Source organism: Streptomyces sp. GB4-14, from assembly GCF_022696125.1.
GTDB classification, from domain to species: domain Bacteria; phylum Actinomycetota; class Actinomycetes; order Streptomycetales; family Streptomycetaceae; genus Streptomyces; species Streptomyces werraensis.
Window position 1 is genome coordinate 5,593,498 of record NZ_RZHO01000002.1, and the last position, 26,973, is coordinate 5,620,470.

Consider the following 26,973-nt stretch of genomic DNA (forward strand, 5'->3'; position numbering starts at 1 on the left):
CCGCCCGCGCCGGGCTGTCGGCGCGGTGCTTTAGGGTTTCAGCGTGGAGCCCGACCTGTTCACCGCCGCAGCAGAAGAACGCCAGGAGAAGGACCCCGCCGGGAGCCCGCTGGCGGTCCGGATGCGCCCGCGCACCCTCGACGAGGTGGTCGGCCAGCAGCACCTGCTGAAGCCGGGCTCCCCCCTGCGCAGACTGGTCGGCGAAGGCTCCTCGGGCCCCGCGGGACCCTCCTCGGTGATCCTCTGGGGCCCGCCCGGCACGGGCAAGACGACCCTCGCCTACGTGGTCTCCAAGGCCACCAACAAGCGCTTCGTGGAACTGTCCGCGATCACCGCCGGCGTCAAGGAGGTCCGCGCGGTCATCGACGGCGCCCGCCGGGCCTCCGGCGGGTACGGACAGGAGACGGTCCTCTTCCTCGACGAGATCCACCGTTTCAGCAAGGCCCAGCAGGACTCCCTGCTCCCCGCCGTGGAGAACCGCTGGGTCACCCTCATCGCCGCGACCACCGAGAACCCCTACTTCTCGGTCATCTCCCCACTGCTCTCCCGCTCCCTGCTGCTCACCCTCGAACCGCTCACCGACGACGACATCCGCTCCCTGCTGCGGCGCGCCCTCACCGACGAGCGCGGTCTCAAGGGCGCCGTCACCCTCCCCGACGACACCGCCGAGCACCTGCTGCGCATCGCGGGCGGGGACGCCCGCCGCGCGCTCACCGCCCTGGAGGCCGCCGCCGGCGCCGCACTGGACAAGGGCGAGCCCGAGGTGACCCTGGCGACCCTGGAGGAGACGGTCGACCGGGCCGCCGTGAAGTACGACCGCGACGGCGACCAGCACTACGACGTCGCCAGCGCGCTGATCAAGTCGATCCGCGGCTCCGACGTGGACGCGGCCCTGCACTACCTGGCCCGCATGATCGAGGCCGGCGAGGACCCCCGCTTCATCGCCCGCCGCCTGATGATCTCCGCCAGCGAGGACATCGGCCTCGCCGATCCCAACGCCCTGCAGATCGCGGTCGCCGCCGCCCAGGCCGTCGCCATGATCGGCTTCCCCGAGGCCGCGCTCACCCTCAGCCACGCCACCATCGCCCTGGCGCTCGCCCCCAAGTCCAACGCGGCCACCACCGCGATCGGCGCCGCCCTGGAGGACGTCCGCAAGGGACTGGCCGGCCCGGTCCCCTCCCATCTGCGCGACAGCCACTACAAGGGCGCGGGCAAGCTCGGACACGGCAAGGGGTACACCTACCCGCACGACCTGCCCGAGGGCATCGCCGAGCAGCAGTACGCCCCGGACGCCCTGAAGGACCGCGAGTACTACGAGCCCACCCGGCACGGCGCCGAGGCGCGGTACGCGGACGCCGTGGAGTGGACCAGGAAGCACCTCGGTCGCAAGCGGTCCTGAGCACCCTGTAGAATCACGCGAAGTGCTGTGTCCCGTGTCCGGCTCCGGTCGGCGCCTCAGGCGGGACGACCAGCCGGATCTTTCGATCCAGGAGCGTCGCGCACCGTCGTAGGTGTCGCGGGCAGCCCACCACCACCCGTAAGTCCCGGGAGCGGTCGGTGGGCCGTTCGTGTGCTGCACGTATGTGCCCAGACCAGGGGAGCGGCTGCCCGGCACGTCCCATGGGGACCTGCTGGGATTCCCCGGCTGCGGATGCGACCTCCCGTAACCCTGAGGCAGCCGTAAAGGAAAAGGAAAAGAAGTGGCGAACCAGTCCCGCCCCAAGGTCAAGAAGTCGCGTGCCCTCGGTATCGCGCTGACCCCGAAGGCCGTCAAGTACTTCGAGGCCCGCCCCTACCCGCCGGGTGAGCACGGCCGTGGCCGCAAGCAGAACTCGGACTACAAGGTCCGTCTGCTGGAGAAGCAGCGTCTGCGCGCGCAGTACGACCTCTCCGAGCGGCAGCTCGTCCGTGCCTACGAGCGCGCCTCCAAGACCTCGATGAAGACCGGCGAGGCCCTGGTCATCGAGCTCGAGCGCCGTCTCGACGCGCTGGTCCTGCGTTCGGGCATCGCCCGCACGATCTACCAGGCCCGCCAGATGGTCACCCACGGCCACATCCAGGTGAACGGCAAGAAGGTCGACAAGCCTTCCTTCCGTGTCCGCCCGGACGACGTCGTGGAGGTCCGTGAGCGCAGCAAGGAGAAGACGCTCTTCACGATCGCTCGTGAGGGTGGCTTCGCCCCCGACGGTGAGATCCCGCGCTACCTGCAGGTGAACCTCAAGGCCCTGGCGTTCCGCCTGGACCGTGAGCCGAACCGCAAGGAGATCCCGGTGATCTGCGACGAGCAGCTCGTCGTCGAGTACTACGCCCGCTGAGCAGGCAGGCACGCGGTATCCCGAGCCCGTCGTCCCCCCGCCCTCCGGGGCGGGGAGGCGGCGGGCTCGTCCTCGCCCGGGCACCTTCCGCCGCCTTCCGTCCGGACCGGCGCCGCGACGGACGGTAATCCGGTACGGAGACCCGTCACCGGCGCGATAGGCTCGGTCACACGACTTTCTCGATGTTCAGGCGCGTTTCAAGGGAGCGGGTGCACACAGTGTCCGGTGGCGAGGTGGCCGGCATCCTGGTGGCCGTCTTCTGGGCGATCCTGGTCTCCTTCCTCGCCGTGGCACTGGCGAGGCTGGCCCAGACGCTCCGGGCGACCACCAAACTGGTGGCGGACGTGACCGACCAGGCCGTCCCGCTGCTGGCGGAGGCCTCCACGGCGGTCCGGTCCGCGCAGACCCAGATCGAACGGGTCGACGCGATCGCCTCCGACGTCCAGGAGGTCACCTCCAACGCCTCCGCGCTCTCCACCACCGTGGCCTCCACCTTCGGCGGCCCCCTGGTCAAGGTCGCCGCCTTCGGCTACGGCGTGCGCCGGGCCCTCGGCGGCCGCAAGGAGGACGCGCCGGAGGGGGCGCGGCGCAACGTGATCGTGGGCCGCACCGTCCCGGGAGCGCGGCGCGACAAGCGGACCCGGGGAAAGAAGGACTGACCGGACGATGTTCCGCCGAACGTTCTGGTTCACCACCGGCGTCGCCGCCGGCGTGTGGGCCACCACCAAGGTCAACCGCAAAATCAAGCAGCTCACCCCCGAGCACCTCGCCGTCGCCGCGGCGAACAAGGCGATCGAGGCCGGCGGCCGGCTCAAGGACCGCGCGGTGGACTTCGCCCTCGAGGTCCGCGACAACATGGCGCAGCGCGAGGCCGAACTCGGCGACGCGCTCGGACTCAACGCTCCTGTCGACCGTGAACTGCCCGCGCCCCGCGGCTACGCCGTGATCGAGAACCGCAACAGCCCCCCGTACGTTGAGGGCCATAAGAAGTCGACGTACCCGACGTACCCGTACAACCGGAATGAGGACCACTGATGGAGTCGGCCGAGATCCGCCGCCGCTGGCTGAGCTTCTTCGAGGAGCGCGGGCACACCGTCGTCCCGTCGGCGTCGCTCATCGCGGACGACCCGACTCTGCTCCTCGTCCCGGCCGGCATGGTGCCCTTCAAGCCCTACTTCCTCGGCGAGGTCAAGCCGCCCTTCGACCGCGCCACCAGCGTGCAGAAGTGCGTGCGCACCCCCGACATCGAAGAGGTCGGCAAGACCACCCGCCACGGCACGTTCTTCCAGATGTGCGGCAACTTCTCCTTCGGTGACTACTTCAAGGAGGGCGCCATCAAGCTCGCCTGGGAGCTGCTCACCACGCCCCAGGACAAGGGCGGTTACGGCCTCGAGCCGGAGAAGCTGTGGATCACCGTCTACCAGGACGACGACGAGGCCGAGCAGATCTGGCACGAGGTCGTGGGCGTGCCCAAGGAACGCATCCAGCGTCTGGGCAAGAAGGACAACTTCTGGTCCATGGGCGTCCCCGGCCCCTGCGGCCCCTGCTCCGAGATCAACTACGACCGCGGCCCCGAGTTCGGTGCCGAGGGCGGCCCCGCCGTCAACGACGAGCGGTACGTGGAGATCTGGAACCTCGTCTTCATGCAGTACGAGCGGGGCGAGGGCACCGGCAAGGACGACTTCGAGATCCTCGGCGACCTGCCCAGCAAGAACATCGACACCGGTCTCGGCCTCGAGCGGCTCGCCATGATTCTGCAGGGCGTGCAGAACATGTACGAGATCGACACCTCCATGGCCGTCATCGAGAAGGCCACCGAGCTGACCGGCGTCCGCTACGGCGACGCCCAGAGCTCCGACGTCTCCCTGCGCGTGGTGACCGACCACATGCGCACCGCCACCATGCTCATCGGCGACGGCGTCACCCCCGGCAACGAGGGCCGCGGCTATGTGCTGCGCCGCATCATGCGCCGCGCCATCCGCAACATGCGCCTCCTCGGTGCCACCGGCCCGGTCGTCAAGGACCTCATCGACGTCGTCATCGGCATGATGGGCCAGCAGTACCCCGAGCTGATCACCGACCGCGAGCGCATCGAGAAGGTCGCCCTCGCCGAGGAGAACGCCTTCCTCAAGACGCTGAAGGCCGGCACCAACATCCTCGACACCGCCGTGTCCGAGACCAAGGCCGCCGGCTCCGGCGTGCTGCCCGGCGACAAGGCCTTCCTGCTCCACGACACCTGGGGCTTCCCCATCGACCTCACCCTGGAGATGGCCGCCGAGCAGGGCCTCTCGGTGGACGAGGACGGCTTCCGCCGTCTGATGAAGGAGCAGCGGGAGCGCGCCAAGGCCGACGCCCAGGCCAAGAAGACGGGCCACGCCGACCTCGGTGCCTACCGCGAGATCGCCGACCGGGCCGGCGCCACCGACTTCATCGGCTACACGGACACCGAGGGCGAGTCCGCCGTCGTCGGCATCCTCGTCGACGGCGTCTCCTCGCCCGCCGCCACCGAGGGCGACGAGGTCGAGATCGTCCTGGACCGCACCCCCTTCTACGCCGAGGGCGGCGGCCAGATCGGCGACACCGGCCGCATCCGCACCGACTCCGGCGCCGTGATCGAGGTCCGCGACTGCCAGAAGCCCGTCCCGGGCGTCTACGTCCACAAGGGCGTCGTCCAGGTCGGCGAGGTCACCGTGGGCTCCCGCGCCCACGCCGCCATCGACGACCGCCGGCGCAAGGCCATCGCCCGTGCCCACTCGGCCACCCACCTCACCCACCAGGCCCTGCGCGACGCCCTCGGTCCGACGGCCGCCCAGGCCGGCTCCGAGAACCAGCCCGGCCGGTTCCGCTTCGACTTCGGCTCGCCGTCCGCCGTCCCGCAGACGGTCATGACGGACGTCGAGCAGAAGATCAACGAGGTGCTCGCCCGCGACCTCGACGTCCGCGCCGACGTCATGGGCATCGACGAGGCCAAGCGGCAGGGCGCCATCGCCGAGTTCGGCGAGAAGTACGGCGACCGCGTGCGCGTGGTCACCATCGGCGACTTCTCCAAGGAGCTGTGCGGCGGCACCCACGTGCACAACACCGCCCAGCTGGGCCTGGTGAAGCTGCTCGGCGAGTCCTCCATCGGCTCCGGCGTGCGCCGCATCGAGGCCCTCGTCGGCGTGGACGCCTACAACTTCCTCGCCCGCGAGCACACGGTCGTCAACCAGCTCACCGAACTCCTCAAGGGCCGTGCCGAGGAACTGCCCGAGAAGGTCTCCGCCATGCTCGGCCGGCTGAAGGACGCCGAGAAGGAGATCGAGAAGTTCCGCGCCGAGAAGGTGCTCCAGGCCGCCGCCGGTCTCGCCGAGTCCGCCAAGGACATCAAGGGCGTCGCCGTGGTCACCGGCCAGGTCCCGGACGGCACGACCGCCGACGACCTGCGCAAGCTGGTGCTCGACGTGCGCGGCCGCATCCAGGGCGGACGGGCCGCCGTCGTCGCCCTGTTCAGCACGGTGGGCGGCAAGCCGCTCACCGTCATCGCCACCAACGAGGCCGCCCGTGAGCGCGGGCTCAAGGCCGGCGAGCTGGTGCGCGCCGCCGCCAAGACCCTCGGCGGCGGCGGTGGCGGCAAGCCGGACGTCGCCCAGGGCGGCGGCCAGAACCCGGCCGCCGTCGGCGAGGCCGTCGAGGCCGTGGAGCGTCTCGTGGCGGACACCGCCAAGTGAACGGTCCCGCGCACGAGCAGGCGGACGGCCCGGCCATGCGCCGCGGCCGCCGCCTCGCGGTCGACGTCGGGGACGCCCGGATCGGGGTCGCCTCCTGCGACCCCGACGGGATCCTCGCCACTCCGGTCGAGACCGTCCCCGGCCGGGACGTCCCGGCCGCCCTCCGCAGACTGAGCCGGCTCGTCGAGGAGTACGAGCCGATCGAGGTCGTCGTCGGTCTCCCTCGCTCCCTCAAGGGGGGCGAGGGCCCCGCCGCCGTGAAGGTACGCGGGTTCGCCCAGGAGATGGCGCGCGTGATCGCGCCGGTCCCGGTGAGGCTCGTGGACGAGCGCATGACCACGGTGACGGCCAGCCAGGGACTGCGCGCCTCCGGCGTCAAGTCCAAGAAGGGGCGCTCCGTCATCGACCAGGCCGCCGCTGTGATCATCCTCCAGCAGGCACTGGAATCCGAACGGGTGTCAGGCAGACCACCCGGCGAGGGCGTCGAAGTGGTCATCTGATCGCGATACGGTAACGTTCCGCGCGATGCGGGCGGTGTTCGAACAGCCCCCGCACAGAGAGAGACGGAACGGAAGCCGAGGTCTTCAGGTGGCCGGGCTGCCGCCGCCTCGCGGCTCTAGGGGATCGATGACTGAGTATGGCCGGGGCCAAGGCTCCGAACCGTGGCATCCGGACGACCCGTTGTACGGGGACGGCGGATGGGGAGGACAGCAGGCCGCCCAGCAGGCCCAGCAGTCCTACGGCGGCCAGCAGCAGCACTACCCGCAGCAGCCGCAGCAGCAGTACGGCGACTGGGGCACCGGTGAGCAGCACGGCTACGGCGATCAGTCGTACCCGCAGTACGACCAGTACGGTCAGCAGTACGCGCCCCAGCAGCCGCAGCACCATCAGCCCCAGCAGCCGCAGCACCAGGCGTCGCAGCAGCCCCAGCAGCCGCAGTACGACCACACCGGCTGGCCCACCGGCTCGTACCCCCAGGACCCCTACGCCGGCGGCCCCCAGGACCCGTACGCGCAGCAGCCCGCGCCCTACGGCGGCGAGCAGTCCGACTACTACGGCACCCCCGAGGCCTACCCGCCGCCCGAGCCCCCCGGCCGGCGGAGGCCCGAGCCGGAGCGGGAGCCCGAGCCGCAGACCGACTGGGACCCCGGACCCGACCAGGGCGAGCATGCGTTCTTCGCGGGCGGCGACGACGAGGACGGCCGCGACGAAGAGCCGGACGACCGGCGCGGACGCGGCGAGCGCCGGGGCGGCGGGGACCGCAGGGGCGGCGGCAAGGAGAGGAAGCGGCGCAGCGGACTGGCCTGCCTCGTGGTCGTCGCCGTCTTCGGCGGCGGACTGGCCGGGGTGAGCTACTTCGGCTACCAGTTCTACCAGGATCGTTTCGGCAGCGCCCCGGACTTCGCGGGCTCCGGCAACGGCGAGCAGGTCACCGTCACCATCCCCAAGGGCTCCGGCGGCTACGCCATCGGCCAGGTGCTCAAGAAGATGGGCGTGGTCAAGAGCGTCGACGCGTTCGTCGCGGCCCAGGCGGCCAACCCGGACGGCAAGAACATCCAGGACGGCGTCTACACGCTCCAGAAGGAGATGTCGGCCGCGAGCGCGGTCGAACTGATGCTCAGCCCCAAGAGCCGCGACAACCTGATCATCGCCGAGGGCAAGCGCAACGCCGCCGTCTACGAGCTGATCGACGCGCGCCTCGAGGTCAGGAAGGGCACCACGGCCAAGGTCGCCGAGACCAAGTGGAAGACCCTCGGACTGCCCGACTGGGCAGTGAACCACCCGGACGTGAAGGACCCGCTCGAAGGGTTCCTCTTCCCCTCCAGCTACGCCGTCGCGAAGGGGCAGACGCCGGAGGAGGTGCTCAAGCAGATGGTGGCTCGTGCCACCGAGAAGTACGAGTCGCTGGACTTCGAGACCAAGGCGAAGAGCCTCGGTCTCGAGGGGCCGTGGGAACTGGTGACGGTCGCCAGCCTCGTGCAGGCGGAGGGCAAGACGCACGACGACTTCCGCAAGATGTCGGAGGTCATCTACAACCGGCTGAAGCCGACGAACACCGAGACGAACCAGAAGCTCCAGTTCGACTCGTCCTTCAACTACCTCAAGGGTCAGAGCGAGATCGACATCTCCGAGTCGGAGATCAACAGCAACACCGACCCCTACAACACGTACACCAACAAGGGGCTGCCGCCCGGTCCCATCGGCAACCCCGGCGACGACGCCGTCAAGGCGGCGCTCAACCCCACCTCGGACGGCTGGATCTACTTCGTGGCCACGGACGGCATGGACAAGACCGAGTTCGCCAGGAACATCGAGGAGCACCAGAAGCTCGTCGACAAGTTCAACGCGTCGAGGGGGAACTGATGCCTGAGGCCCGCCGTGCCGCCGTGCTCGGCTCCCCGATCGCCCACTCCCTCTCGCCCGTGCTGCACCGCGCCGCCTACGCCGAGCTGGGCCTTGAGGGGTGGACCTACGACCGGTTCGAGATCGACGAGAAGGCGTTGCCCGGCTTCTTCGAGACGCTCGGCCCCGAGTGGGCCGGACTGTCGCTGACGATGCCGCTGAAGCGGGCCGTCATCCCGTTGCTGGACGGGATCAGCGAGACGGCGGCCTCCGTCGACGCGGTCAACACGGTCGTCCTCACCGAGGACGGCCGCCGCACCGGCGACAACACCGACATCCCCGGAATGGTCGCGGCCCTGCACGAGCACGGCATCGACAAGGTGGACACCGCCGCGATCCTCGGCGCCGGCGCCACCGCCTCCTCCGCGCTCGCCGCGCTGTCGCGCGTCTGCTCCGGCGAGGTCGCCGTCTACGTGCGCAGCGAGGCCCGGGCCGCCGAGATGCGGCAGTGGGCGGAGCGCCTCGACGTCACCGTGCGGATCGCCGCCTGGGACGACGCCGAGGAGGCCCTGCACGCCCCGCTGGTCGTCAGCACCACCCCGGCCGGCGTCACCGACGCCCTCGCCCACGCCGTGCCCGAGCGCCCGGCGGCCCTGTTCGACGTGCTGTACGACCCGTGGCCGACGGTCCTCGCCGCCCGCTGGTCCGCGCACGGCGGAGCCGTGGTGAGCGGGCTCGACCTGCTGGTGCACCAGGCGGTGCTCCAGGTGGAGCAGATGACCGGCCGCTCCCCGGCCCCGCTGGAGGCCATGCGCCGGGCGGGCGAGGAGGCCCTGGCCGCCCGGTAAGATCCCTCCTCGTTCCGCAGGGGGCGGAACTCTGGGGGAGGGGACCCTTTCATGTCCGCAGGCGTGCCGCTGGCGTCCTGGAAGACGCAGATGTTCGAGTCGCTGCTGGGCTTTCTGCCCGACTGGGTGCAGATCACCGTACTGGCGCTGGTGGTGCTCGCCTTCCTGGCGGCCTGGGCGCTGAAGCTCAAGCGCCGTGTCGCCGCCCGCCGCGCCCCGCGCGCGGGCGCGTCCGTCCACGCGCAGGCGAGCGGCGCCGGCTTCCTCGGCCCGTACGCCCCGCAGCATCAGGGCGGCCCGGCTGCCCGTCCGGGCACCCGCGAGCCCAGTGGCGCCGACTTCCTCGGCGCCTACGCCCCGCGCCGTGAGGACGGCGGGCGGGGCTGATCCCCGTGGCCGGCTGGTGATCCGGGCCGTCCGTCAGGTGGACCGGCGGCCGGACGCCTCGCCCGACGTGGGAGGATCGAAGGACGGCGGACCGGGACCCGCGCACCCCGTCCCGCCGCGCGCGTACGCGAGCAGGAGCGTGCGCAGGGCAGTACCGGGGCGCGAACACGGAGGAGCACCGTTGAGCAGGTTGCGCTGGCTGACCGCGGGGGAGTCCCACGGTCCCGCACTCGTCGCGACGCTGGAGGGCCTTCCCGCCGGCGTGCCGATCACCACGGACATGGTGGCGGACCACCTGGCGAGGCGGCGGCTCGGCTACGGCCGCGGTGCCCGGATGAAGTTCGAGCGGGACGAGGTCACGTTCCTGGGCGGCGTCCGGCACGGACTGACCCTGGGCTCCCCGGTCGCCGTCATGGTGGGCAACACCGAGTGGCCCAAGTGGGAGCAGGTCATGGCGGCCGACCCGGTCGACGACGAGGTGCTGGCCGGCCTCGCGCGCAACGCCCCGCTGACCCGCCCGCGCCCGGGCCACGCCGACCTCGCCGGCATGCAGAAGTACGGCTTCGACGAGGCCCGTCCGATCCTGGAGCGCGCCTCCGCCCGTGAGACCGCGGCCCGTGTGGCGCTGGGCGCGGTGGCCCGGTCGTACCTCAAGGAGACGGCCGGCATCGAGATCGTCTCCCACGTCGTCGAGCTGTGCTCGGTGAAGGCGCCGCAGGGCGTGTACCCGACGCCGGCCGACGTGGAGCGGCTGGACGCCGACCCGCTGCGCTGCCTGGACGCGGACACGTCGAAGGCGATGGTCGCCGAGGTCGACCAGGCGCACAAGGACGGCGACACCCTCGGCGGCGTCGTCGAGGTGCTGGCCTACGGCGTCCCCGTGGGCCTCGGCTCGCACGTGCACTGGGACCGCAAGCTGGACGCCCGGCTGGCCGGGGCCCTCATGGGCATCCAGGCCATCAAGGGCGTCGAGATCGGCGACGGCTTCGAGCTGGCCCGCGTGCCCGGCTCCAAGGCGCACGACGAGATCGTCAGCACGCCCGAGGGCATCAAGCGGGTCTCCGGCCGGGCCGGCGGCACCGAAGGCGGGCTGTCCACCGGCGAGCTGCTGCGCGTCCGCGCCGCGATGAAGCCCATCGCCACCGTGCCCCGCGCCCTGAAGACCGTGGACGTCACCACCGGTGAGGCCGCGCAGGCCCACCACCAGCGCTCCGACGTCTCCGCCGTCCCGGCGGCCGGCATCGTCGCCGAGGCCATGGTCGCCCTGGTGCTGGCGGACGCGATGGCGGAGAAGTTCGGCGGTGACAGCGTCGCCGAGACCCGCCGCAACGTCACCTCGTACCTCGACAACCTGGCGATCCGGTGAGCCCGCGGCTCGTCCTGACCGGCCCGATGGGCGTCGGCAAGTCCACCGTGGGGCAGCTCCTCGCCGACCGCCTCGGCGTCGGCTACCGGGACACCGACGACGACATCGTCGCCGCCGAGGGCCGCGCCGTCTCCGACATCTTCGTCGAGGACGGCGAGCCCGCCTTCCGCGCCCTGGAGAAGGAGGCCGTGCGGCAGGCGCTCGCCACCCACGACGGCGTCCTCGCCCTGGGCGGCGGCGCCGTCCTCGACCCGGACACCCGCGCGCTGCTCGCCGGGGAGCGGGTCGTCTACCTGTCGATGGATGTCGAGGAGGCGGTCCGCCGCACCGGCCTCGGCGCCGCCCGCCCGCTCCTCGCGGTCAACCCGCGCAAGCAGTGGCGCGAGCTGATGGAGGCCCGCCGCCACCTGTACGAGGAGACCGCGAAGGCCGTCGTGCCGACCGACGGCCGCACGCCCGAAGAGGTCGCCGAAGCGGTCCTGGACGCACTGGAGTTGAAGGAACCATGAGCAACGAGGCAGTGACCCGTGTCCACGTCGCGGGCACGGCGGGCACCGACCCCTACGACGTCCTGGTCGGACGGCAGCTGCTCGGCGAACTCCCCGGGCTGATCGGTGACAAGGCCCAGCGGGTGGCGGTCATCCACCCCGAGGCCCTCGCCGAGACCGGCGACGCGCTCCGCGCCGACCTCGCCGGCCAGGGCTACGAGGCCGTCGCCATCCAGGTGCCGAACGCCGAGGAGGCCAAGACCGCCGAGGTCGCCGCCTACTGCTGGAAGGCACTCGGCCAGTCCGGCTTCACCCGCACCGACGTCGTCGTGGGCGTCGGCGGCGGGGCCACCACGGACCTCGCCGGGTTCGTCGCCGCGACCTGGCTGCGGGGCGTGCGCTGGATCGCCGTCCCGACCACCGTGCTGGGCATGGTCGACGCGGCCGTGGGCGGCAAGACGGGCATCAACACCGCCGAGGGCAAGAACCTCGTCGGCGCCTTCCACCCGCCCGCCGGCGTCCTGTGCGACCTCGGCGCCCTCGACTCCCTCCCGGTCCACGACTACGTCTCCGGGCTCGCCGAGGTCATCAAGGCCGGCTTCATCGCCGACCCGGTGATCCTCGACCTGATCGAGTCCGACCCCGAGGCCGCCCGCACCCCGGCCGGACAGCACACCGCCGAGCTGATCGAACGCTCGATCCGGGTGAAGGCCGACGTGGTCTCCAGCGACCTCAAGGAGTCCGGCCTCCGCGAGATCCTCAACTACGGTCACACCCTCGGCCACGCCATCGAGAAGAACGAGCGGTACAAGTGGCGTCACGGCGCCGCCGTCGCCGTCGGCATGCACTTCGCCGCCGAACTGGGCCGCCTCGCCGGCCGTCTGGACGACGCCACCGCCGACCGCCACCGCACGGTCCTCGAGGCCGTGGGGCTCCCCCTGCACTACCGCTACGACCAGTGGCCCAAGCTGCTGGAGAACATGAAGGTCGACAAGAAGTCCCGCGGCAACCTGCTGCGCTTCGTCGTCCTCGACGGGCTCGCCAGACCCACCGTGCTGGAGGGCCCCGACCCGGCCGTCCTGCTCGCCGCCTACGGCGAGGTGGGGGAGTAGCCGCCTGACGGGCACTCATCACCGCCCCCGGCCGTTCACACAACGACGGCAGGGGGCGGTACCGTTCGGTAACGCGGGGACGGCCCCCGCTGTCAGTGACCCATTGCCTGTACGAGACGGAGTGGCACCGGATGCAGCACGCAGTGGGTTCTCCGCTGCCGCCGCCCCACCAGCCGGGGCACGGACCGGCCGCCGGCTGGTCACCGGCCGCGCACCACCCAGGCCAGCATCAGCAGCAGGGCCACGCGGCCCCGATGCACGCCCAGCCCCCCGGCCACCCGGCGCCCCCGCACCCGGCCGGCCCGCAGCACGCCTCCATGCCCCCGCCGCCGGACACCACCGGCCATGTCACGCTGCCGCCCGGGGGCCCGGTCGGCATACCGAGCGCGCCACAGGGCCCGGCGACCCCCGACCCGAGCGCGACGACCCTCGCCGTGCTGCTCATCGGCCCCGCGGGCGCCGGCAAGACGAGCGTCGCCAAGTACTGGGCGGACCACCGCCGCGTGCCCACCGCGCACATCAGCCTCGACGACGTCCGCGAATGGGTCCGCTCCGGCTTCGCCGACCCGCAGACCGGCTGGAACGACAACTCCGAGGCGCAGTACCGGCTGGCCCGCCGCACCTGCGGCTTCGCCGCCCGCAACTTCCTGGCCAACGGCATCTCCTGCATCCTCGACGACGCGGTCTTCCCCGACCGCCCGGTCGTCGGCCTCGGCGGCTGGAAGCGGCACGTCGGCCCCGGCCTGCTCCCCGTCGTCCTCCTGCCCGGCCTGGACGTCGTCCTGGAGCGCAACGCGGAGCGCACCGGCAACCGCCGCCTCAGTGACGAGGAGGTGGCCCGCATCCACGGCCGCATGGCCGGCTGGTACGGCTCAGGGCTGCCGATCATCGACAACTCCCAGCTGGACATACCGGAGACGGCCCGCATCCTCGACGACGTCCTCACCCGGGCGATCGCCAGCCCTCCGAAGTGGTGAGCTGAGTTCTTCAGGGGCGCGGGCCGGCGCGCAGCGGCCGCGCTGCCCCCGGTCGGCCCCGCTCGACCGGCGACATCCCGCCGCCGCTCCTACGCTCGAATCATGTCTGAGGTCTACGCGGTCCGCCGGACGCGCCTCCGGGAACGCTGCAACGCGAGCGGCAGCACCGCCGCGCTGGTGTCCCGGCCCGCCAACGTCCGCTACCTGTCCGGCGCCGCCCCCGAGAACGCCGTGCTGCTGCTCGGCAGGACCGAGGACGTCCTCGTGTGCGCGGAGCCGCCGGACGACCGCATCCCGCACAACCGCCCCGACGAGGCGCTGCGCCTGCACGTCATGACCGGCATCGGCGGCGACCCCGCCGTGGAGGCCGCCGCCCTCGCGGTCGCCCAGGGCGTCGACGCCCTCGCCGTGGAGGAGCACCACCTCACCGTCACCCGGCACCGCGCGATCCGCGAGGCCGCTCCGCGCCTGCGCCTCACCGGCGTCGGCGGCGCGGTCGAACAGCTGCGTGTGGTCAAGGACGAGGAGGAGATCTCCTGTCTCCGCATCGGCGCGGAGATCGCCGACCAGGCCCTGGGCGAACTCCTGGAGTCCATCCTGGTCGGCCGCACCGAACGCCACCTCGCCCTGGAGCTGGAGCGCCGCCTGGTCGACCACGGCGCCGACGGTCCGGCCTTCCCCACCTCCGTCGCCACCGGACCCCACGCGGGACGCCCCGGCCACCGGCCCACCGACCGCCGGGTCGAGGAGGGAGACTTCCTCTCCGTCTGCCTCGGCGCCACCTACCGCGGCTACCGCTGCGAGATCGGCCGTACCTTCGTCATCGGCACCGCCCCCGCCGACTGGCAGATCGAGCTGTACGACCTCGTGTTCTCCGCCCAGCGGGCGGGACGCGAGTCCCTGGCGCCAGGCGCCGCGTGCCGTGACGTGGACCGTGCGGCGCGCCAGGTGCTGGACTCGGCCGGGTACGCGGAGGCGCTTCCCGTCCTCACTGGTCACGGCGTCGGACTGGAAATCGACGAGGACCCTCAATTGACCCCGGCGGCCATGGGTAAACTGGACGCTTGCGTGCCGGTCACCGTCGAGCCGGGGGTCCACCTCCCCGGCCGGGGCGGCGTCCGGATCGATGACACGCTCGTCGTGCGCCCCGAGGCGGACGGCGGACCCGAGCTACTCACCATCACGACCAAGGAGCTGCTCGCGCTCTAGCCTCGCGCAGTGCGCCTGCCCTCGCCCCGGCCGTCGTCCACGTCAGTCCAGTCCAGGAGATTCCGCAACCGTGGCTTCCACGAACGACCTCAAGAACGGCATGGTGCTCAAGCTCGAAGGCGGCCAGCTCTGGTCCGTCGTCGAGTTCCAGCACGTCAAGCCCGGCAAGGGCCCGGCCTTCGTGCGCACCAAGCTCAAGAACGTGCTCTCCGGCAAGGTCGTCGACAAGACCTTCAACGCCGGCGTCAAGGTCGAAACGGCCACCGTCGACAAGCGCGACATGCAGTTCTCCTACATGGACGGCGACTACTTCGTCTTCATGGACATGGAGACCTACGACCAGCTCATGGTCGACCGCAAGGCCGTCGGCGACGCCGCCAACTTCCTCGTCGAGGGCTTCACCGCCACGGTCGCCCAGCACGAGGGCGAGGTGCTCTTCGTCGAGCTGCCGGCCGCCGTCGAGCTGACGATCCAGGAGACCGAGCCGGGCGTCCAGGGCGACCGCTCCACCGGCGGCACCAAGCCCGCCACGCTGGAGACCGGTCACCAGATCCAGGTCCCGCTCTTCATCACCACCGGTGAGAAGATCAAGGTCGACACCCGTACCAGCGACTACCTCGGCCGGGTGAACAGCTAACCGTGGCTGCCCGCAACACGGCCCGCAAGCGCGCCTTCCAGATCATCTTCGAGGGCGACCAGCGCGGCACCGAGGTCCTGACGGTCCTCGCCGACTGGATCCGGCACTCCCGGACCGACTCCCGGCAGCCGCCGGTGAGCGAGTACACGATGCAGCTCGTCGAGGGCTACGCGGAGCACGCGAAGCGGATCGACGAGCTGATCGCGCAGTACTCGGTCGGCTGGACGCTCGACCGGATGCCCGTCGTGGACCGCAGCATCCTGCGGCTCGGCGCGTACGAGCTGATCTGGGTCGACGAGACCCCGGACGCGGTCGTGCTGGACGAGATGGTGCAGCTGGCGAAGGAGTTCTCCACGGACGAGTCCCCCTCGTTCGTCAACGGCCTCCTCGGCCGCCTGAAGGAACTCAAGCCTTCGCTCCGCCGCGAGCAGTAGGCGCCCCTTCAGGGGCGCGGGGAACTGCGCGCTCAGCCCGCCACGGCCCGCGGCCGGACCACGACCGCAGCAGGCAGACGAAAAGACCGCCGGGGTGCCGGAACCTGAAGGTTCCGGCACCCCGGCGGCACGTTTCTGCGCCCCCGCGGAGCGGCTACGCGTCCTCGTGGGAGGCCACCGCACGGCGCGCGTCCGCGTCCAGCACGCCCCAGCTGATCAGCTGCTCGGTGAGGACCGAGGGCGACTGGTCGTAGATCACGGCGAGCGTGCGCAGGTCGTCCTGGCGGATCGACAGCACCTTGCCGTTGTAGTCACCGCGCTGCGACTGGATCGTCGCCGCGTAGCGCTGCAGCGGGCCCGCCTTCTCGGCCGGCACCGTGGCCAGCCGCTCCAGGTCCAGGACCAGCTTCGGCGGCGGCTCCGCGGCGCCGCCCGGGGTCGTGCCCGGCAGCAGCTCCTGCACCGGGACGCCGTAGAAGTCCGCCAGCTCCGCGAGGCGCTGTACGGTCACGGCGCGGTCGCCGCGCTCGTACGAACCGACCACGACCGCCTTCCAGCGGCCCTGGGACTTCTCCTCGACACCGTGGAGGGAAAGGCCCTGCTGGGTGCGGATCGCCCGGAGCTTGGCCCCGAGCTGTTTGGCGTATTCGCTGGACATATAGCTCCCCGGCACTGTGTCGACGCGGATGGCTGGATTCCATGCCGCGCGGCTGGTAACTCACTGTGAGGTTACGCAGCGTTACTCTCGTGCGTCAAGCCGAATGGTCCACACCGACTCTTCCGTGGTAGCGAAGATCGGCTGCTCCATACGGGTGACCGGGGGTGTCGCTGCGGCCGGAAAACGACCTGCTAGCCTGAGGGGCGCAATCCGACGTCCTTTAAGGTCCGTCCCGTGAGGCGGAGAAGGAGGTCCGTTTCGTATGGACACGCACGACCCGCAACCGCCGCCCTCCCAGGCGGACGCTCGGCCCGTTCTCGAGGCCCCCGACATCGCCCGGGTCATGACCCGCATCGCCCACGAGATCGTCGAACGCGCCAAGGGCGCCGACGACGTGGTGCTCCTCGGCATCCCGACCCGGGGCGTCTTCCTCGCCCGGCGGCTCGCCGACAAGCTCGAGCAGATCACCGAGCGCAAGGTGCCGGTCGGCTCGCTCGACATCACCATGTACCGCGACGACCTGCGCCTGCAGCCGCCGCGTGCGCTGGCCCGCACCGAGATCCCCGGCGACGGCATCGACGGCAAGCTGGTCGTCCTCGTCGACGACGTGCTCTTCTCCGGCCGCACCATCCGCGCCGCCCTCGACGCCCTGAACGACATCGGGCGCCCCCGCGCGGTGCAGCTCGCGGTGCTGGTCGACCGCGGCCACCGCGAACTGCCCATCCGCGCCGACTACGTCGGCAAGAACCTTCCCACGTCGCTGCGGGAGACGGTCAAGGTCCTGCTCGCCGAGGAGGACGGCCGCGACACCGTGCTGCTCGGCGCCAAGCAGACCCCGCAGTAGCACGCGAAGCGCACGCCGGACGGGTGTGCGCCGGCGCGGCACGCCCACGCGCGTACCCGTCCGCCCGATTTCGCCTCATTGAAACTGCCTTTACGGAGCCTGACAGATGCAGCGTCATCTCATCTCGGCCGCCGACCTCACCCGCGACGACGCCGTCCTCATCCTCGACACCGCCGAGGAGATGGCCCGGGTGGCCGACCGGCCGATCAAGAAACTCCCCACCCTGCGCGGCCGTACCGTCGTCAACCTCTTCTTCGAGGACTCCACCCGCACCCGGATCTCCTTCGAGGCCGCCGAGAAGCGGCTGTCCGCGGACGTCATCAACTTCTCCGCCAAGGGCTCCAGCGTCTCCAAGGGCGAGTCCCTGAAGGACACCGCCCAGACCCTGGAGGCCATGGGCGTCGACGCGGTCGTCATCCGGCACGGCGCCTCCGGCGCCCCCTACCGGCTCGCCACCTCCGGCTGGATCGACGCACACGTCATCAACGCCGGCGACGGCACCCACCAGCACCCCACCCAGGCGCTGCTCGACGCGTTCACCATGCGCCGCAGGCTCGTCGGCCGGGACACCGGGCTGGGACAGGACCTGAACGGCCGCCGCATCACCCTCGTCGGCGACGTCCTGCACAGCCGGGTCGCCCGCTCCAACGTCGACCTGCTGCACACCCTCGGCGCCGAGGTCACCCTCGTCGCACCGCCCACGCTGCTCCCGGTCGGCGTCGAGACCTGGCCCTGCGAGGTCTCCTACGACCTGGACTCCACGCTGCCCAAGTCCGACGCGGTGATGATGCTGCGCGTCCAGCGCGAGCGGATGAACGCCGCGTTCTTCCCCACCGAGCGCGAGTACTCCCGCCGCTACGGCCTCGACGGCGACCGCATGGCGCGGATGCCGGAGCACGCGATCGTGATGCACCCCGGCCCGATGGTCCGGGGCATGGAGATCACCGCCGAGGTCGCCGACTCCGACCGCTGCACCGTCGTCGAGCAGGTCGCCAACGGCGTCTCCATCCGGATGGCCGTCCTGTACCTGCTGCTCGGCGGAGCCGAGTTCCAGACGCCGAGCGCGTCCGCCGCCCCCGCCCGTACCGCCGAGGAGAACTGACAACGATGAGCAAGACCCTGATCCGTGGTGCGAAGGTGCTCGGCGGCGAGCCCCAGGACGTCCTGATCGACGGTGAAACGATCACTCAGGTCGGCGCCGGCCTCTCCGCCGAGGGCGCCGAGGTCGTCGAGGCCGACGGCAAGGTGCTGCTGCCGGGGCTGGTCGACCTGCACACCCATCTGCGCGAGCCCGGCCGCGAGGACTCCGAGACCGTCCTGACCGGCACCCGCGCGGCGGCGAGCGGCGGCTACACCAACGTCTTCGCCATGGCCAACACCTTCCCGGTCGCCGACACCGCCGGCGTCGTCGAGCAGGTCTGGCGGCTCGGCCAGGAGTCCGGTTACTGCGACGTGCAGCCGATCGGCGCCGTAACCGTCGGCCTGGAGGGACAGAAGCTCGCCGAGCTGGGCGCCATGCACGAGTCCGCGGCCGCCGTCACCGTCTTCTCCGACGACGGCAAGTGCGTCCACGACGCCGTGATCATGCGCCGCGCCCTTGAGTACGTGAAGGCCTTCGACGGCGTCGTCGCCCAGCACGCCCAGGAGCCCCGCCTCACCGAGGGCGCCCAGATGAACGAGGGCGTCGTCTCCGCCGAGCTGGGCCTCGGCGGCTGGCCGGCCGTCGCGGAGGAGTCGATCATCGCCCGCGACGTGCTGCTCGCCGACCACGTCGGCTCCCGCGTCCACATCTGCCACCTGTCGACCGCCGGCTCCGTGGAGATCGTCCGCTGGGCCAAGTCCCGCGGCATCCGCGTGACCGCCGAGGTCACCCCGCACCACCTGCTCCTCACCGACGAACTGGTGCGCTCGTACAACCCGGTCTACAAGGTCAACCCGCCGCTGCGCACCGAGCGCGACGTGCTGGCCCTGCGCGAGGCGCTCGCCGACGGCACCATCGACATCGTCGCCACCGACCACGCCCCGCACCCGCACGAGGACAAGGACTGCGAGTGGGCCGCCGCCGCCATGGGCATGGTCGGCCTGGAGACCGCGCTGTCGGTGGTCCAGGAGACGATGGTCGACACGGGTCTGCTGGACTGGGCCGGCGTCGCCGAGCGCATGTCCTTCACACCCGCGCGCATCGGCCGCGCCGAGGGCCACGGCCGCCCCGTCTCGGCAGGTGAGCCCGCCAACCTCACCCTCGTCGACACGGCATACCGTGGACCGGTGGACCCCGCGGGCTTCGCCTCGCGCAGCCGCAACACGCCCTACGAGGGCCGCGAGCTGCCGGGCCGTGTCACCCACACCTGGCTCCGGGGCAAGGCCACGCTCGTCGACGGGAAGCTCACGTGACATCTCTCATCCTGCTGGCCGCCGAGAGGGAATCGGCGGAAGTGACCGACTGGGCCGCCCGGATCGGCTGGGTCGTCGGCCTCGCCCTCTTCGTCGCGCTCGTCTACTGGCTGATGCGCGAAGGCTGGAAGTGGCGCGGCACGCTCCAGAGCGACCTGCCCGAGCTGCACAGCGCGCCGGACGACCCCGGCCCGGCGACACTGACCATGAGCGGCCGCTACCACGGCTCGACCACGGCCGGTCAGTGGCTGGACCGCATCGTGGCGCACGGCCTGGGCACCCGCAGCCGTGCCGAGCTGACCCTCAGCGACGCCGGACTGGACGTCGTGCGCCCCGGCGCGGACGACTTCTTCATCCCGGTGGACGCGCTGCGCGAGGCCCGGCTCGACAAGGGCATCGCCGGCAAGGTCCTCACCGAGGGCGGCCTGCTGGTGATCACCTGGCAGCACGGCGACCGGCTCATCGACTCCGGTTTCCGCTCCGACCACGCGGCGGAGCACACCGATTGGGTCGACGCCCTCACGAACATGATCAACAAGACGGAAGGCGCACGATGACAACCTCCACCAGGGGAACCGGCAAGGTTCCCGCCGTACTCGTCCTGGAGGACGGCCGGATCTTCCGCGGCCGTGCCTACGGGGCGGTGGGGGAGACCTTCGGCGAAGCGGTGTTCTCCACCGGCATGACCGGCTACCAGGAAACCCTCACGGACCCGTCGTACCACCGCCAGGTCGTGGTGATGACCGCCCCGCACGTCGGCAACACCGGCGTCAACGACGAGGACGCCGAGTCCAAGCGGATCTGGGTCTCCGGCTACGTCGTGCGCGACCCCGCGCGCGTGCCGTCCAACTGGCGCTCCCGCCGCACGCTCGACGAGGAGCTGGCCGCCCAGGGCGTCGTCGGCATCAGCGGCGTCGACACCCGCGCCCTCACCCGCCACCTGCGCGAACGAGGCGCCATGCGCGTCGGCATCTTCTCCGGCAACGCCCTGCCCGACGAGGGCACCATGCTCGCCGAGGTCCGCCAGGCCCCCGAGATGACGGGCGCCGACCTCTCCGCCGAGGTGGCCACCAAGGAGGCGTACGTCGTCCCCGCGCAGGGCGGGAAGAAGTTCACCGTCGCCGCCGTCGACCTCGGCATCAAGGGCATGACCCCGTACCGGATGGCCGAGCGCGGCATCGAGGTGCACGTGCTGCCCGCCACCGCCACCGTCGACGACGTGTACGCGGTGAACCCGGACGGCGTGTTCTTCTCCAACGGCCCCGGCGACCCCGCCACCGCCGACCACGCCGTCTCCGTGATGCGGGGCGTGCTCGAGCGCGGCACCCCCCTGTTCGGCATCTGCTTCGGCAACCAGATCCTCGGCCGCGCCCTCGGCTTCGGCACCTACAAGCTGAAGTACGGCCACCGCGGCATCAACCAGCCGGTGCAGGACCGCACGACCGGCAAGGTCGAGGTCACCGCGCACAACCACGGCTTCGCCGTCGACGCCCCGCTCGACAAGGTCTCCGACACCCCGTTCGGCCGTGCCGAGGTGTCCCACGTCTGCCTGAACGACAACGTGGTGGAAGGCCTCCAGCTGCTCGACAAGCCGGCCTTCAGCGTCCAGTACCACCCCGAAGCGGCCGCGGGCCCGCACGACGCCGCCTACCTGTTCGACCGCTTCGTCTCCCTGATGGAGGGCCAGCGTGCCTAAGCGCACCGATATCCAGTCCGTCCTGGTCATCGGCTCCGGCCCGATCGTCATCGGCCAGGCCGCGGAGTTCGACTACTCCGGCACCCAGGCCTGCCGCGTGCTCAAGGCCGAGGGCCTGCGCGTGATCCTGGTCAACTCCAACCCGGCGACGATCATGACCGACCCGGAGATCGCCGACGCGACCTACGTCGAGCCGATCACGCCCGAGTTCGTCGAGAAGATCATCGCGAAGGAGCAGCCGGACGCCCTGCTGCCCACCCTGGGCGGCCAGACGGCCCTCAACACGGCGATCTCCCTCCATGAGAACGGCGTCCTCGACAAGTACGGCGTCGAGCTGATCGGCGCCAACGTCGAGGCGATCCACAAGGGCGAGGACCGCGACCGGTTCAAGGAGGTCGTCGAGGCCGTCCGCGCCAGGATCGGCCACGGCGAGTCCGCCCGCTCCTACATCTGCCACTCCATGGACGACGTCCTCAAGGGCGTCGAGGCACTCGGCGGTTACCCGGTCGTCGTCCGCCCGTCCTTCACCATGGGCGGCGCCGGCTCCGGCTTCGCGCACGACGAGGAGGAGCTGCGCCGCATCGCCGGCCAGGGCCTCACCCTCTCGCCGACCACCGAGGTGCTCCTGGAGGAGTCCATCCTCGGCTGGAAGGAGTACGAGCTGGAGCTGATGCGCGACAAGAACGACAACGTCGTGGTCGTCTGCTCCATCGAGAACTTCGACCCCATGGGCGTGCACACCGGCGACTCGATCACCGTCGCGCCCGCGATGACGCTGACCGACCGCGAGTACCAGGTGCTGCGCGACGTCGGCATCGCGATCATCCGCGAGGTCGGTGTGGACACCGGCGGCTGCAACATCCAGTTCGCGGTCAACCCCGAGGACGGCCGGGTCATCGTCATCGAGATGAACCCGCGCGTCTCCCGGTCCTCGGCGCTCGCCTCCAAGGCGACCGGCTTCCCCATCGCCAAGATCGCCGCCAAGCTCGCCGTCGGCTACACCCTCGACGAGATCCCGAACGACATCACGCGGGAAACCCCGGCCTCCTTCGAACCCACGCTCGACTACGTGGTCGTGAAGGCGCCGCGGTTCGCCTTCGAGAAGTTCCCGCAGGCCGACTCCACGCTGACGACCACCATGAAGTCGGTCGGCGAGGCCATGGCCATCGGCCGCAACTTCACCGAGGCGTTCCAGAAGGCGCTGCGCTCGCTGGAGAAGAAGGGCAGCCAGTTCACGTTCGTGGGCGAACCCGGCGACAAGGCCGAGCTGCTGCGCGAGGCGGTCCGCCCCACCGACGGCCGGATCAACGCCGTCATGCAGGCCATCCGCGCGGGCGCCACGCCCGAGGAGGTCTTCGAGGCCACGAAGATCGACCCGTGGTTCGTCGACCAGCTCTTCCTCATCAAGGAGACCGCCGACGAGCTGGCCGCCGCTCCCGAGCTGACCCCCGACCTGCTCGCCGAGGCCAAGCGGCACGGCTTCTCGGACCAGCAGATCGGCGAGATCCGCGGTCTGCGCGAGGACGTCGTCCGCGAGGTCCGGCACGCGCTCGGCATCCGCCCGGTCTACAAGACGGTCGACACTTGCGCCGCCGAGTTCGCCGCGCAGACGCCGTACTTCTACTCCTCCTACGACGAGGAGACCGAGGTCGAGCCCCGTGAGAAGCCCGCGGTGATCATCCTGGGCTCCGGCCCGAACCGCATCGGCCAGGGCATCGAGTTCGACTACTCCTGCGTCCACGCCTCCTTCGCCCTGAGCGACGCCGGCTACGAGACCGTGATGGTCAACTGCAACCCGGAGACCGTCTCCACCGACTACGACACCTCCGACCGGCTCTACTTCGAGCCGCTCACCCTGGAGGACGTCCTGGAGATCGTCCACGCCGAGCAGCAGGCCGGACCGGTCGCGGGCGTGATCGTCCAGCTCGGCGGCCAGACCCCGCTCGGCCTCTCCCAGGCGCTCAAGGACAACGGCGTACCGGTCGTCGGCACCTCCCCGGAGGCGATCCACGCCGCCGAGGACCGCGGCGCCTTCGGCCGGGTCCTCAAGGAGGCCGGTCTGCCCGCGCCCAAGCACGGCACGGCCACCACCTTCGCCGAGGCCAAGGCCATCGCCGACGAGATCGGCTACCCGGTCCTCGTCCGCCCGTCCTACGTGCTCGGCGGACGCGGCATGGAGATCGTCTACGACGAGACCCGGCTGGAGGCGTACATCGCCGAGTCGACCGAGATCAGCCCCTCCCGGCCGGTCCTCGTCGACCGCTTCCTCGATGACGCCATCGAGATCGACGTCGACGCCCTCTACGACGGCGAGGAGCTCTACCTCGGCGGCGTGATGGAGCACATCGAGGAGGCCGGCATCCACTCCGGCGACTCGGCGTGCGCGCTGCCCCCGATCACCCTCGGCGGCTTCGACATCAAGCGGCTGCGCGCCTCCACCGAGGCCATCGCCAAGGGTGTCGGCGTGCGGGGACTGATCAACATCCAGTTCGCCCTCGCCGGGGACATCCTCTACGTCCTGGAGGCCAACCCGCGCGCCTCCCGCACCGTGCCCTTCACCTCGAAGGCGACCGCGGTGCCGCTCGCCAAGGCCGCCGCGCGCATCTCGCTCGGCGCCACCGTCGCCGAGCTGCGCGCCGAGGGCCTGCTCCCGGCGAAGGGCGACGGCGGCGAGCTGCCGCTGGACGCGCCGATCTCCGTCAAGGAGGCCGTGATGCCGTGGTCCCGCTTCCGGGACATCCACGGCCGCGGCGTCGACACGGTCCTCGGCCCGGAGATGCGCTCCACCGGCGAGGTCATGGGCATCGACAGCGTCTTCGGCACGGCCTACGCCAAGTCGCAGGCCGGCGCCTACGGCCCGCTGCCCACCAAGGGCCGCGCCTTCATCTCGGTCGCCAACCGGGACAAGCGCTCGATGATCTTCCCGGCGCGCGAGCTGGTGGCGCACGGCTTCGAGCTGCTCGCCACCTCCGGCACCGCCGAGGTCCTCAAGCGCAACGGCATCAGGGCCACCGTCGTGCGCAAGCAGTTCGAGGGCACCGGACCCAACGGCGAGAAGACCATCGTCCAGCTCATCCACGACGGCGAGGTGGACCTCATCGTCAACACCCCGTACGGCACGGGGGGCCGGCTCGACGGCTACGAGATCCGTACCGCGGCCGTGGCCCGCTCGGTGCCCTGCCTCACCACGGTCCAGGCGCTCGCCGCCGCGGTCCAGGGCATCGACGCGCTCAACCGGGGCGACGTGGGAGTGCGCTCGCTCCAGGAACACGCGGAACATCTGATCGCGGCCCGCGAGGACCAGTAGCCCGAAGGGGGACACCGGAAACGGTGTCCCCCTCTCCATGAGGACACCATGTACAGGATTCTCTTCACCCTGCTCTTCTCGCGGATGGACCCGGAGGAGGCCCACCACCTGGCCTTCCGCTGGATCCGCCGTGTCGCCCGCGTCCCGGTGCTGCGGACGTACGTCGCCGCCGTGCTCGCCCCCCGGTACGAGGAACTGCGCACCGAGGCGCTCGGACTGCGCCTGCACAGCCCCTTCGGACTGGCCGCCGGCTTCGACAAGAACGCCGTCGGCATCGACGGCCTGGCGATGCTCGGCTTCGACCACGTCGAGATCGGCACCGTGACCGGCGAGCCGCAGCCCGGCAACCCGAAGAAGCGGCTGTTCCGCCTGGTCCCCGACCGCGCGCTGATCAACCGCATGGGATTCAACAACGACGGCTCGCTCGCCGTCGCCGCCCGCCTGGCCTCCCGCGAGCCGGTCTTCAGGACCGTCGTGGGCGTCAACATCGGCAAGACCAAGGTCGTCCCGGAGTCCGAGGCCGCCGCCGACTACGTGAAGTCCGCCGAGCGGCTCGCGCCCCACGCCGACTACCTCGTCGTCAACGTCTCCAGCCCGAACACCCCGGGCCTGCGCAGCCTCCAGGCCGTGGACCAGCTCCGCCCGCTGCTCACCGCCGTCCGCGAGGCCGCCGACCGCGCGGTCCCCGCCCGCCGGGTGCCGCTGCTGGTGAAGATCGCCCCCGACCTGGCCGACGAGGACATCGACGCCGTCGCCGACCTCGCCGTGGAGCTGGGACTCGACGGCATCATCGCCACCAACACCACCATCGCCCGCGAGGGCCTCGGTCTGACCTCCGACCCGGCCCTCGTCCAGGAGACCGGCGGACTGTCCGGCGCGCCCCTCAAGGCCCGCTCGCTGGAGGTGCTGCGCCGCCTCTACGCGCGCGTGGGCGACCGGATCACACTGGTCGGCGTCGGCGGCGTCGAGAACGCCGAGGACGCCTGGCAGCGCATCCTGGCCGGTGCCACGCTGGTCCAGGGGTACAGCGCGTTCATCTACCAGGGCCCCTTCTGGGCCCGCTCCGTCCACAAGGGGCTCGCCGCGCGGCTGCGCACCAGCCCCTACGCCACGCTCGCCGACGCGGTGGGCGCCGACGTGAGGATCTCCGCATGACAGTGCTCGAACCCTTCGGCGCACGGCTGCGCCGCGCGATGGACGAGCGCGGCCCCCTGTGCGTGGGCATCGACCCGCACGCGTCCCTGCTGTCCGAGTGGGGCCTGGGCGACACCGTCGACGGTCTTGAGCGGTTCAGCCGCACGGTGGTCGAGGCCGTGGCCGACCGGGTCGCCGTGCTCAAGCCGCAGAGCGCCTTCTTCGAGCGGTTCGGCTCACGCGGCGTCGCCGTGCTCGAGACCACCGTGCGGGAGGCCCGGGAGGCCGGGGCGCTGGTCGTCATGGACGCCAAGCGCGGCGACATCGGCTCGACCATGGCCGCCTACGCGGAGGCGTTCCTGCACAAGGACGCGCCGCTCTTCTCCGACGCGCTCACCGTCTCCCCGTACCTCGGCTACGGCTCGCTGAGTCCCGCCGTCGCGCTGGCGCGGGAGTCCGGCACCGGACTGTTCGTGCTGGCGCTGACCTCCAACCCGGAGGGCGGCGAGGTGCAGCACGCGGTGCGCGCCGACGGGCGGACGGTCGGGGCGACGGTGCTCGGCCATCTCGCGCTGGAGAACGCGGGGGAGGAGCCGCTCGGCTCCTTCGGCGCGGTCGTCGGCGCCACCCTCGGCGACCTGTCCTCCTACGACCTCGACATGGGCGGGCCGATCCTGGCGCCGGGCATCGGGGCGCAGGGGGCGACGCCGGCGGATCTCCCGGCGGTGTTCGGGCGTGCCGTGCGCAACGTCGTGCCGAACGTCAGCCGGGGAGTGTTGCGCCACGGTCCCGACACGGTCGCTCTGCGTGACGCCTCGGAGCGGTTCGCGGACGAGATCCGTGCCGCGCTGACGCCCGCCTGAGAAGGCTCACCAGGGGACTCCGTGGTCGTCGCACTCTGGATACACCCTCAAATCCGAGGAATTATGTCCGGAATGTCCGGCCTGACGGAGGCTGACCAGGACTTTTCCGCTGTTCTCGCTGACTCGGGCCGCCATGGACGCTAGTCTCCGACGAAGAGTGAACGGGCACGCGTTGCTCGTGACTCCCCAGGTGTGGGGCGACTAGGTTCCTCACCGGTCCGTATCCGACAGTTCGACATCCGAGGTGACGTAGG

25 protein-coding genes are annotated in these 26,973 nt (G+C 71.3%); 24 read left to right on the forward strand and 1 reads right to left on the reverse strand.

Going from position 1 to position 26,973, the window contains the following annotated elements:
- Positions 1–43 precede the first annotated feature (43 nt).
- The 16 genes from ELQ39_RS26805 to nusB all read left to right on the forward strand — a co-directional run bounded on the left by ELQ39_RS26805 (position 44) and on the right by nusB (position 15,823).
- The gene (locus tag ELQ39_RS26805) at positions 44–1,399 is read left to right on the forward strand and encodes a replication-associated recombination protein A (protein WP_190004218.1); all 1,356 of its coding nucleotides are present in this window, start codon (positions 44–46) and stop codon (positions 1,397–1,399) included.
- Between the two features lie 301 nt (positions 1,400–1,700).
- Complete coding sequence (gene rpsD, locus ELQ39_RS26810) at positions 1,701–2,315, forward strand: 30S ribosomal protein S4 (protein ID WP_019523761.1); 615 nt, start codon at positions 1,701–1,703, stop codon at positions 2,313–2,315.
- Between the two features lie 209 nt (positions 2,316–2,524).
- A complete protein-coding gene (locus tag ELQ39_RS26815) occupies positions 2,525–2,974 on the forward strand; it encodes a DUF948 domain-containing protein (protein ID WP_190004219.1) in 450 nt (149 codons plus the stop codon).
- Positions 2,975–2,981: 7 nt separating this feature from the next.
- Entirely contained in the window at positions 2,982–3,350 is a 369-nt protein-coding gene (locus tag ELQ39_RS26820) for a hypothetical protein (RefSeq protein ID WP_190004220.1), read from the forward strand.
- Entirely contained in the window at positions 3,350–6,022 is a 2,673-nt protein-coding gene (alaS, locus tag ELQ39_RS26825; RefSeq protein ID WP_190004221.1) for an alanine--tRNA ligase, read from the forward strand. Before ELQ39_RS26820 ends, alaS begins: the two co-directional genes overlap by 1 nt.
- A 35-nt stretch (positions 6,023–6,057) precedes the next feature.
- Positions 6,058–6,522 (forward strand): Holliday junction resolvase RuvX, encoded by a 465-nt coding sequence (gene ruvX / locus ELQ39_RS26830; protein ID WP_190004324.1) that lies wholly within the window; start codon positions 6,058–6,060, stop codon positions 6,520–6,522.
- A 127-nt stretch (positions 6,523–6,649) separates the two neighbouring features.
- Positions 6,650–8,386, forward strand: coding sequence for an endolytic transglycosylase MltG (gene mltG / locus ELQ39_RS26835; protein WP_242594370.1), 1,737 nt, complete (start codon positions 6,650–6,652; stop codon positions 8,384–8,386).
- The gene (locus tag ELQ39_RS26840) at positions 8,386–9,213 is read left to right on the forward strand and encodes a shikimate dehydrogenase (protein ID WP_242594373.1); all 828 of its coding nucleotides are present in this window, start codon (positions 8,386–8,388) and stop codon (positions 9,211–9,213) included. Before mltG ends, ELQ39_RS26840 begins: the two co-directional genes overlap by 1 nt.
- A 51-nt stretch (positions 9,214–9,264) precedes the next feature.
- Positions 9,265–9,600 (forward strand): hypothetical protein, encoded by a 336-nt coding sequence (locus ELQ39_RS26845; protein WP_242594375.1) that lies wholly within the window; start codon positions 9,265–9,267, stop codon positions 9,598–9,600.
- 181 nt (positions 9,601–9,781) lie between these two features.
- Positions 9,782–10,966 carry a chorismate synthase gene (aroC, locus tag ELQ39_RS26850; RefSeq protein WP_242594377.1) on the forward strand — a complete coding sequence of 395 codons (1,185 nt, stop codon included), beginning with the start codon at positions 9,782–9,784 and terminating at the stop codon, positions 10,964–10,966.
- Complete coding sequence (locus ELQ39_RS26855; RefSeq protein WP_190004225.1) at positions 10,963–11,475, forward strand: shikimate kinase; 513 nt, start codon at positions 10,963–10,965, stop codon at positions 11,473–11,475. Before aroC ends, ELQ39_RS26855 begins: the two co-directional genes overlap by 4 nt.
- The gene (gene aroB / locus ELQ39_RS26860; RefSeq protein WP_242594379.1) at positions 11,472–12,566 is read left to right on the forward strand and encodes a 3-dehydroquinate synthase; all 1,095 of its coding nucleotides are present in this window, start codon (positions 11,472–11,474) and stop codon (positions 12,564–12,566) included. Before ELQ39_RS26855 ends, aroB begins: the two co-directional genes overlap by 4 nt.
- A 131-nt stretch (positions 12,567–12,697) precedes the next feature.
- Positions 12,698–13,543 (forward strand): Pro-rich N-terminal domain-containing protein, encoded by an 846-nt coding sequence (locus ELQ39_RS26865; protein ID WP_242594381.1) that lies wholly within the window; start codon positions 12,698–12,700, stop codon positions 13,541–13,543.
- Between the two features lie 102 nt (positions 13,544–13,645).
- Positions 13,646–14,752, forward strand: a complete 1,107-nt coding sequence (locus ELQ39_RS26870) for an aminopeptidase P family protein (protein WP_190004228.1) — start codon at positions 13,646–13,648, stop codon at positions 14,750–14,752.
- Positions 14,753–14,822: 70 nt separating this feature from the next.
- Positions 14,823–15,389: an elongation factor P gene (gene efp, locus ELQ39_RS26875; RefSeq protein ID WP_006131211.1), complete on the forward strand. Its 567-nt coding sequence runs from the start codon at positions 14,823–14,825 to the stop codon at positions 15,387–15,389.
- A gap of 2 nt (positions 15,390–15,391) precedes the next feature.
- Positions 15,392–15,823 carry a transcription antitermination factor NusB gene (gene nusB / locus ELQ39_RS26880; RefSeq protein WP_190004229.1) on the forward strand — a complete coding sequence of 144 codons (432 nt, stop codon included), beginning with the start codon at positions 15,392–15,394 and terminating at the stop codon, positions 15,821–15,823.
- Between the two features lie 154 nt (positions 15,824–15,977).
- On the opposite strand, the gene bldD is transcribed toward nusB, so the two are convergent.
- Positions 15,978–16,481 carry a transcriptional regulator BldD gene (bldD, locus tag ELQ39_RS26885; protein ID WP_006131213.1) on the reverse strand — a complete coding sequence of 168 codons (504 nt, stop codon included), beginning with the start codon at positions 16,479–16,481 and terminating at the stop codon, positions 15,978–15,980.
- A gap of 262 nt (positions 16,482–16,743) precedes the next feature.
- Between bldD and pyrR the strand changes: the two genes are divergently transcribed.
- The 8 genes from pyrR (at position 16,744) to pyrF (ending at position 26,719) form a co-directional block, all read left to right on the forward strand.
- The gene (gene pyrR, locus ELQ39_RS26890) at positions 16,744–17,325 is read left to right on the forward strand and encodes a bifunctional pyr operon transcriptional regulator/uracil phosphoribosyltransferase PyrR (RefSeq protein WP_190004230.1); all 582 of its coding nucleotides are present in this window, start codon (positions 16,744–16,746) and stop codon (positions 17,323–17,325) included.
- A 106-nt stretch (positions 17,326–17,431) separates the two neighbouring features.
- Entirely contained in the window at positions 17,432–18,427 is a 996-nt protein-coding gene (locus ELQ39_RS26895; protein WP_190004231.1) for an aspartate carbamoyltransferase catalytic subunit, read from the forward strand.
- A gap of 5 nt (positions 18,428–18,432) precedes the next feature.
- Complete coding sequence (locus tag ELQ39_RS26900) at positions 18,433–19,719, forward strand: dihydroorotase (RefSeq protein ID WP_190004232.1); 1,287 nt, start codon at positions 18,433–18,435, stop codon at positions 19,717–19,719.
- A complete protein-coding gene (locus ELQ39_RS26905) occupies positions 19,716–20,276 on the forward strand; it encodes a PH-like domain-containing protein (protein ID WP_242594383.1) in 561 nt (186 codons plus the stop codon). Before ELQ39_RS26900 ends, ELQ39_RS26905 begins: the two co-directional genes overlap by 4 nt.
- Entirely contained in the window at positions 20,273–21,415 is a 1,143-nt protein-coding gene (gene carA, locus ELQ39_RS26910; protein WP_225626809.1) for a glutamine-hydrolyzing carbamoyl-phosphate synthase small subunit, read from the forward strand. Before ELQ39_RS26905 ends, carA begins: the two co-directional genes overlap by 4 nt.
- On the forward strand, positions 21,408–24,722 hold the full coding sequence (carB, locus tag ELQ39_RS26915) for a carbamoyl-phosphate synthase large subunit (protein ID WP_225626808.1): 3,315 nt from the start codon (positions 21,408–21,410) through the stop codon (positions 24,720–24,722). The genes carA and carB overlap by 8 nt, the downstream gene beginning before the upstream one ends.
- Before the next feature lie 48 nt (positions 24,723–24,770).
- Positions 24,771–25,877, forward strand: a complete 1,107-nt coding sequence (locus ELQ39_RS26920) for a quinone-dependent dihydroorotate dehydrogenase (protein ID WP_190004236.1) — start codon at positions 24,771–24,773, stop codon at positions 25,875–25,877.
- Positions 25,874–26,719 carry an orotidine-5'-phosphate decarboxylase gene (pyrF, locus tag ELQ39_RS26925; protein WP_242594386.1) on the forward strand — a complete coding sequence of 282 codons (846 nt, stop codon included), beginning with the start codon at positions 25,874–25,876 and terminating at the stop codon, positions 26,717–26,719. Before ELQ39_RS26920 ends, pyrF begins: the two co-directional genes overlap by 4 nt.
- Positions 26,720–26,973: the final 254 nt, after the last annotated feature.

Excerpts from the sequence above, each read along its gene's own strand:
- ELQ39_RS26870 (WP_190004228.1), top strand. The coding sequence starts at position 13,646 with ATGTCTGAGGTCTACGCGGTCCGCCGGACGCGCCTCCGGGAACGCTGC.
- ruvX (WP_190004324.1), top strand. The coding sequence starts at position 6,058 with ATGCGCCGCGGCCGCCGCCTCGCGGTCGACGTCGGGGACGCCCGGATC.
- mltG (WP_242594370.1), top strand. The coding sequence starts at position 6,650 with ATGACTGAGTATGGCCGGGGCCAAGGCTCCGAACCGTGGCATCCGGAC.
- ELQ39_RS26820 (WP_190004220.1), top strand. The coding sequence starts at position 2,982 with ATGTTCCGCCGAACGTTCTGGTTCACCACCGGCGTCGCCGCCGGCGTG.
- ELQ39_RS26840 (WP_242594373.1), top strand. The coding sequence starts at position 8,386 with ATGCCTGAGGCCCGCCGTGCCGCCGTGCTCGGCTCCCCGATCGCCCAC.
- ELQ39_RS26865 (WP_242594381.1), top strand. The coding sequence starts at position 12,698 with ATGCAGCACGCAGTGGGTTCTCCGCTGCCGCCGCCCCACCAGCCGGGG.
- ELQ39_RS26845 (WP_242594375.1), top strand. The coding sequence starts at position 9,265 with ATGTCCGCAGGCGTGCCGCTGGCGTCCTGGAAGACGCAGATGTTCGAG.
- ELQ39_RS26920 (WP_190004236.1), top strand. The coding sequence starts at position 24,771 with ATGTACAGGATTCTCTTCACCCTGCTCTTCTCGCGGATGGACCCGGAG.
- bldD (WP_006131213.1), bottom strand. The coding sequence starts at position 16,481 with ATGTCCAGCGAATACGCCAAACAGCTCGGGGCCAAGCTCCGGGCGATC.
- ELQ39_RS26895 (WP_190004231.1), top strand. The coding sequence starts at position 17,432 with ATGCAGCGTCATCTCATCTCGGCCGCCGACCTCACCCGCGACGACGCC.
- alaS (WP_190004221.1), top strand. The coding sequence starts at position 3,350 with ATGGAGTCGGCCGAGATCCGCCGCCGCTGGCTGAGCTTCTTCGAGGAG.
- pyrF (WP_242594386.1), top strand. The coding sequence starts at position 25,874 with ATGACAGTGCTCGAACCCTTCGGCGCACGGCTGCGCCGCGCGATGGAC.
- carA (WP_225626809.1), top strand. The coding sequence starts at position 20,273 with ATGACAACCTCCACCAGGGGAACCGGCAAGGTTCCCGCCGTACTCGTC.
- aroB (WP_242594379.1), top strand. The coding sequence starts at position 11,472 with ATGAGCAACGAGGCAGTGACCCGTGTCCACGTCGCGGGCACGGCGGGC.
- pyrR (WP_190004230.1), top strand. The coding sequence starts at position 16,744 with ATGGACACGCACGACCCGCAACCGCCGCCCTCCCAGGCGGACGCTCGG.
- ELQ39_RS26900 (WP_190004232.1), top strand. The coding sequence starts at position 18,433 with ATGAGCAAGACCCTGATCCGTGGTGCGAAGGTGCTCGGCGGCGAGCCC.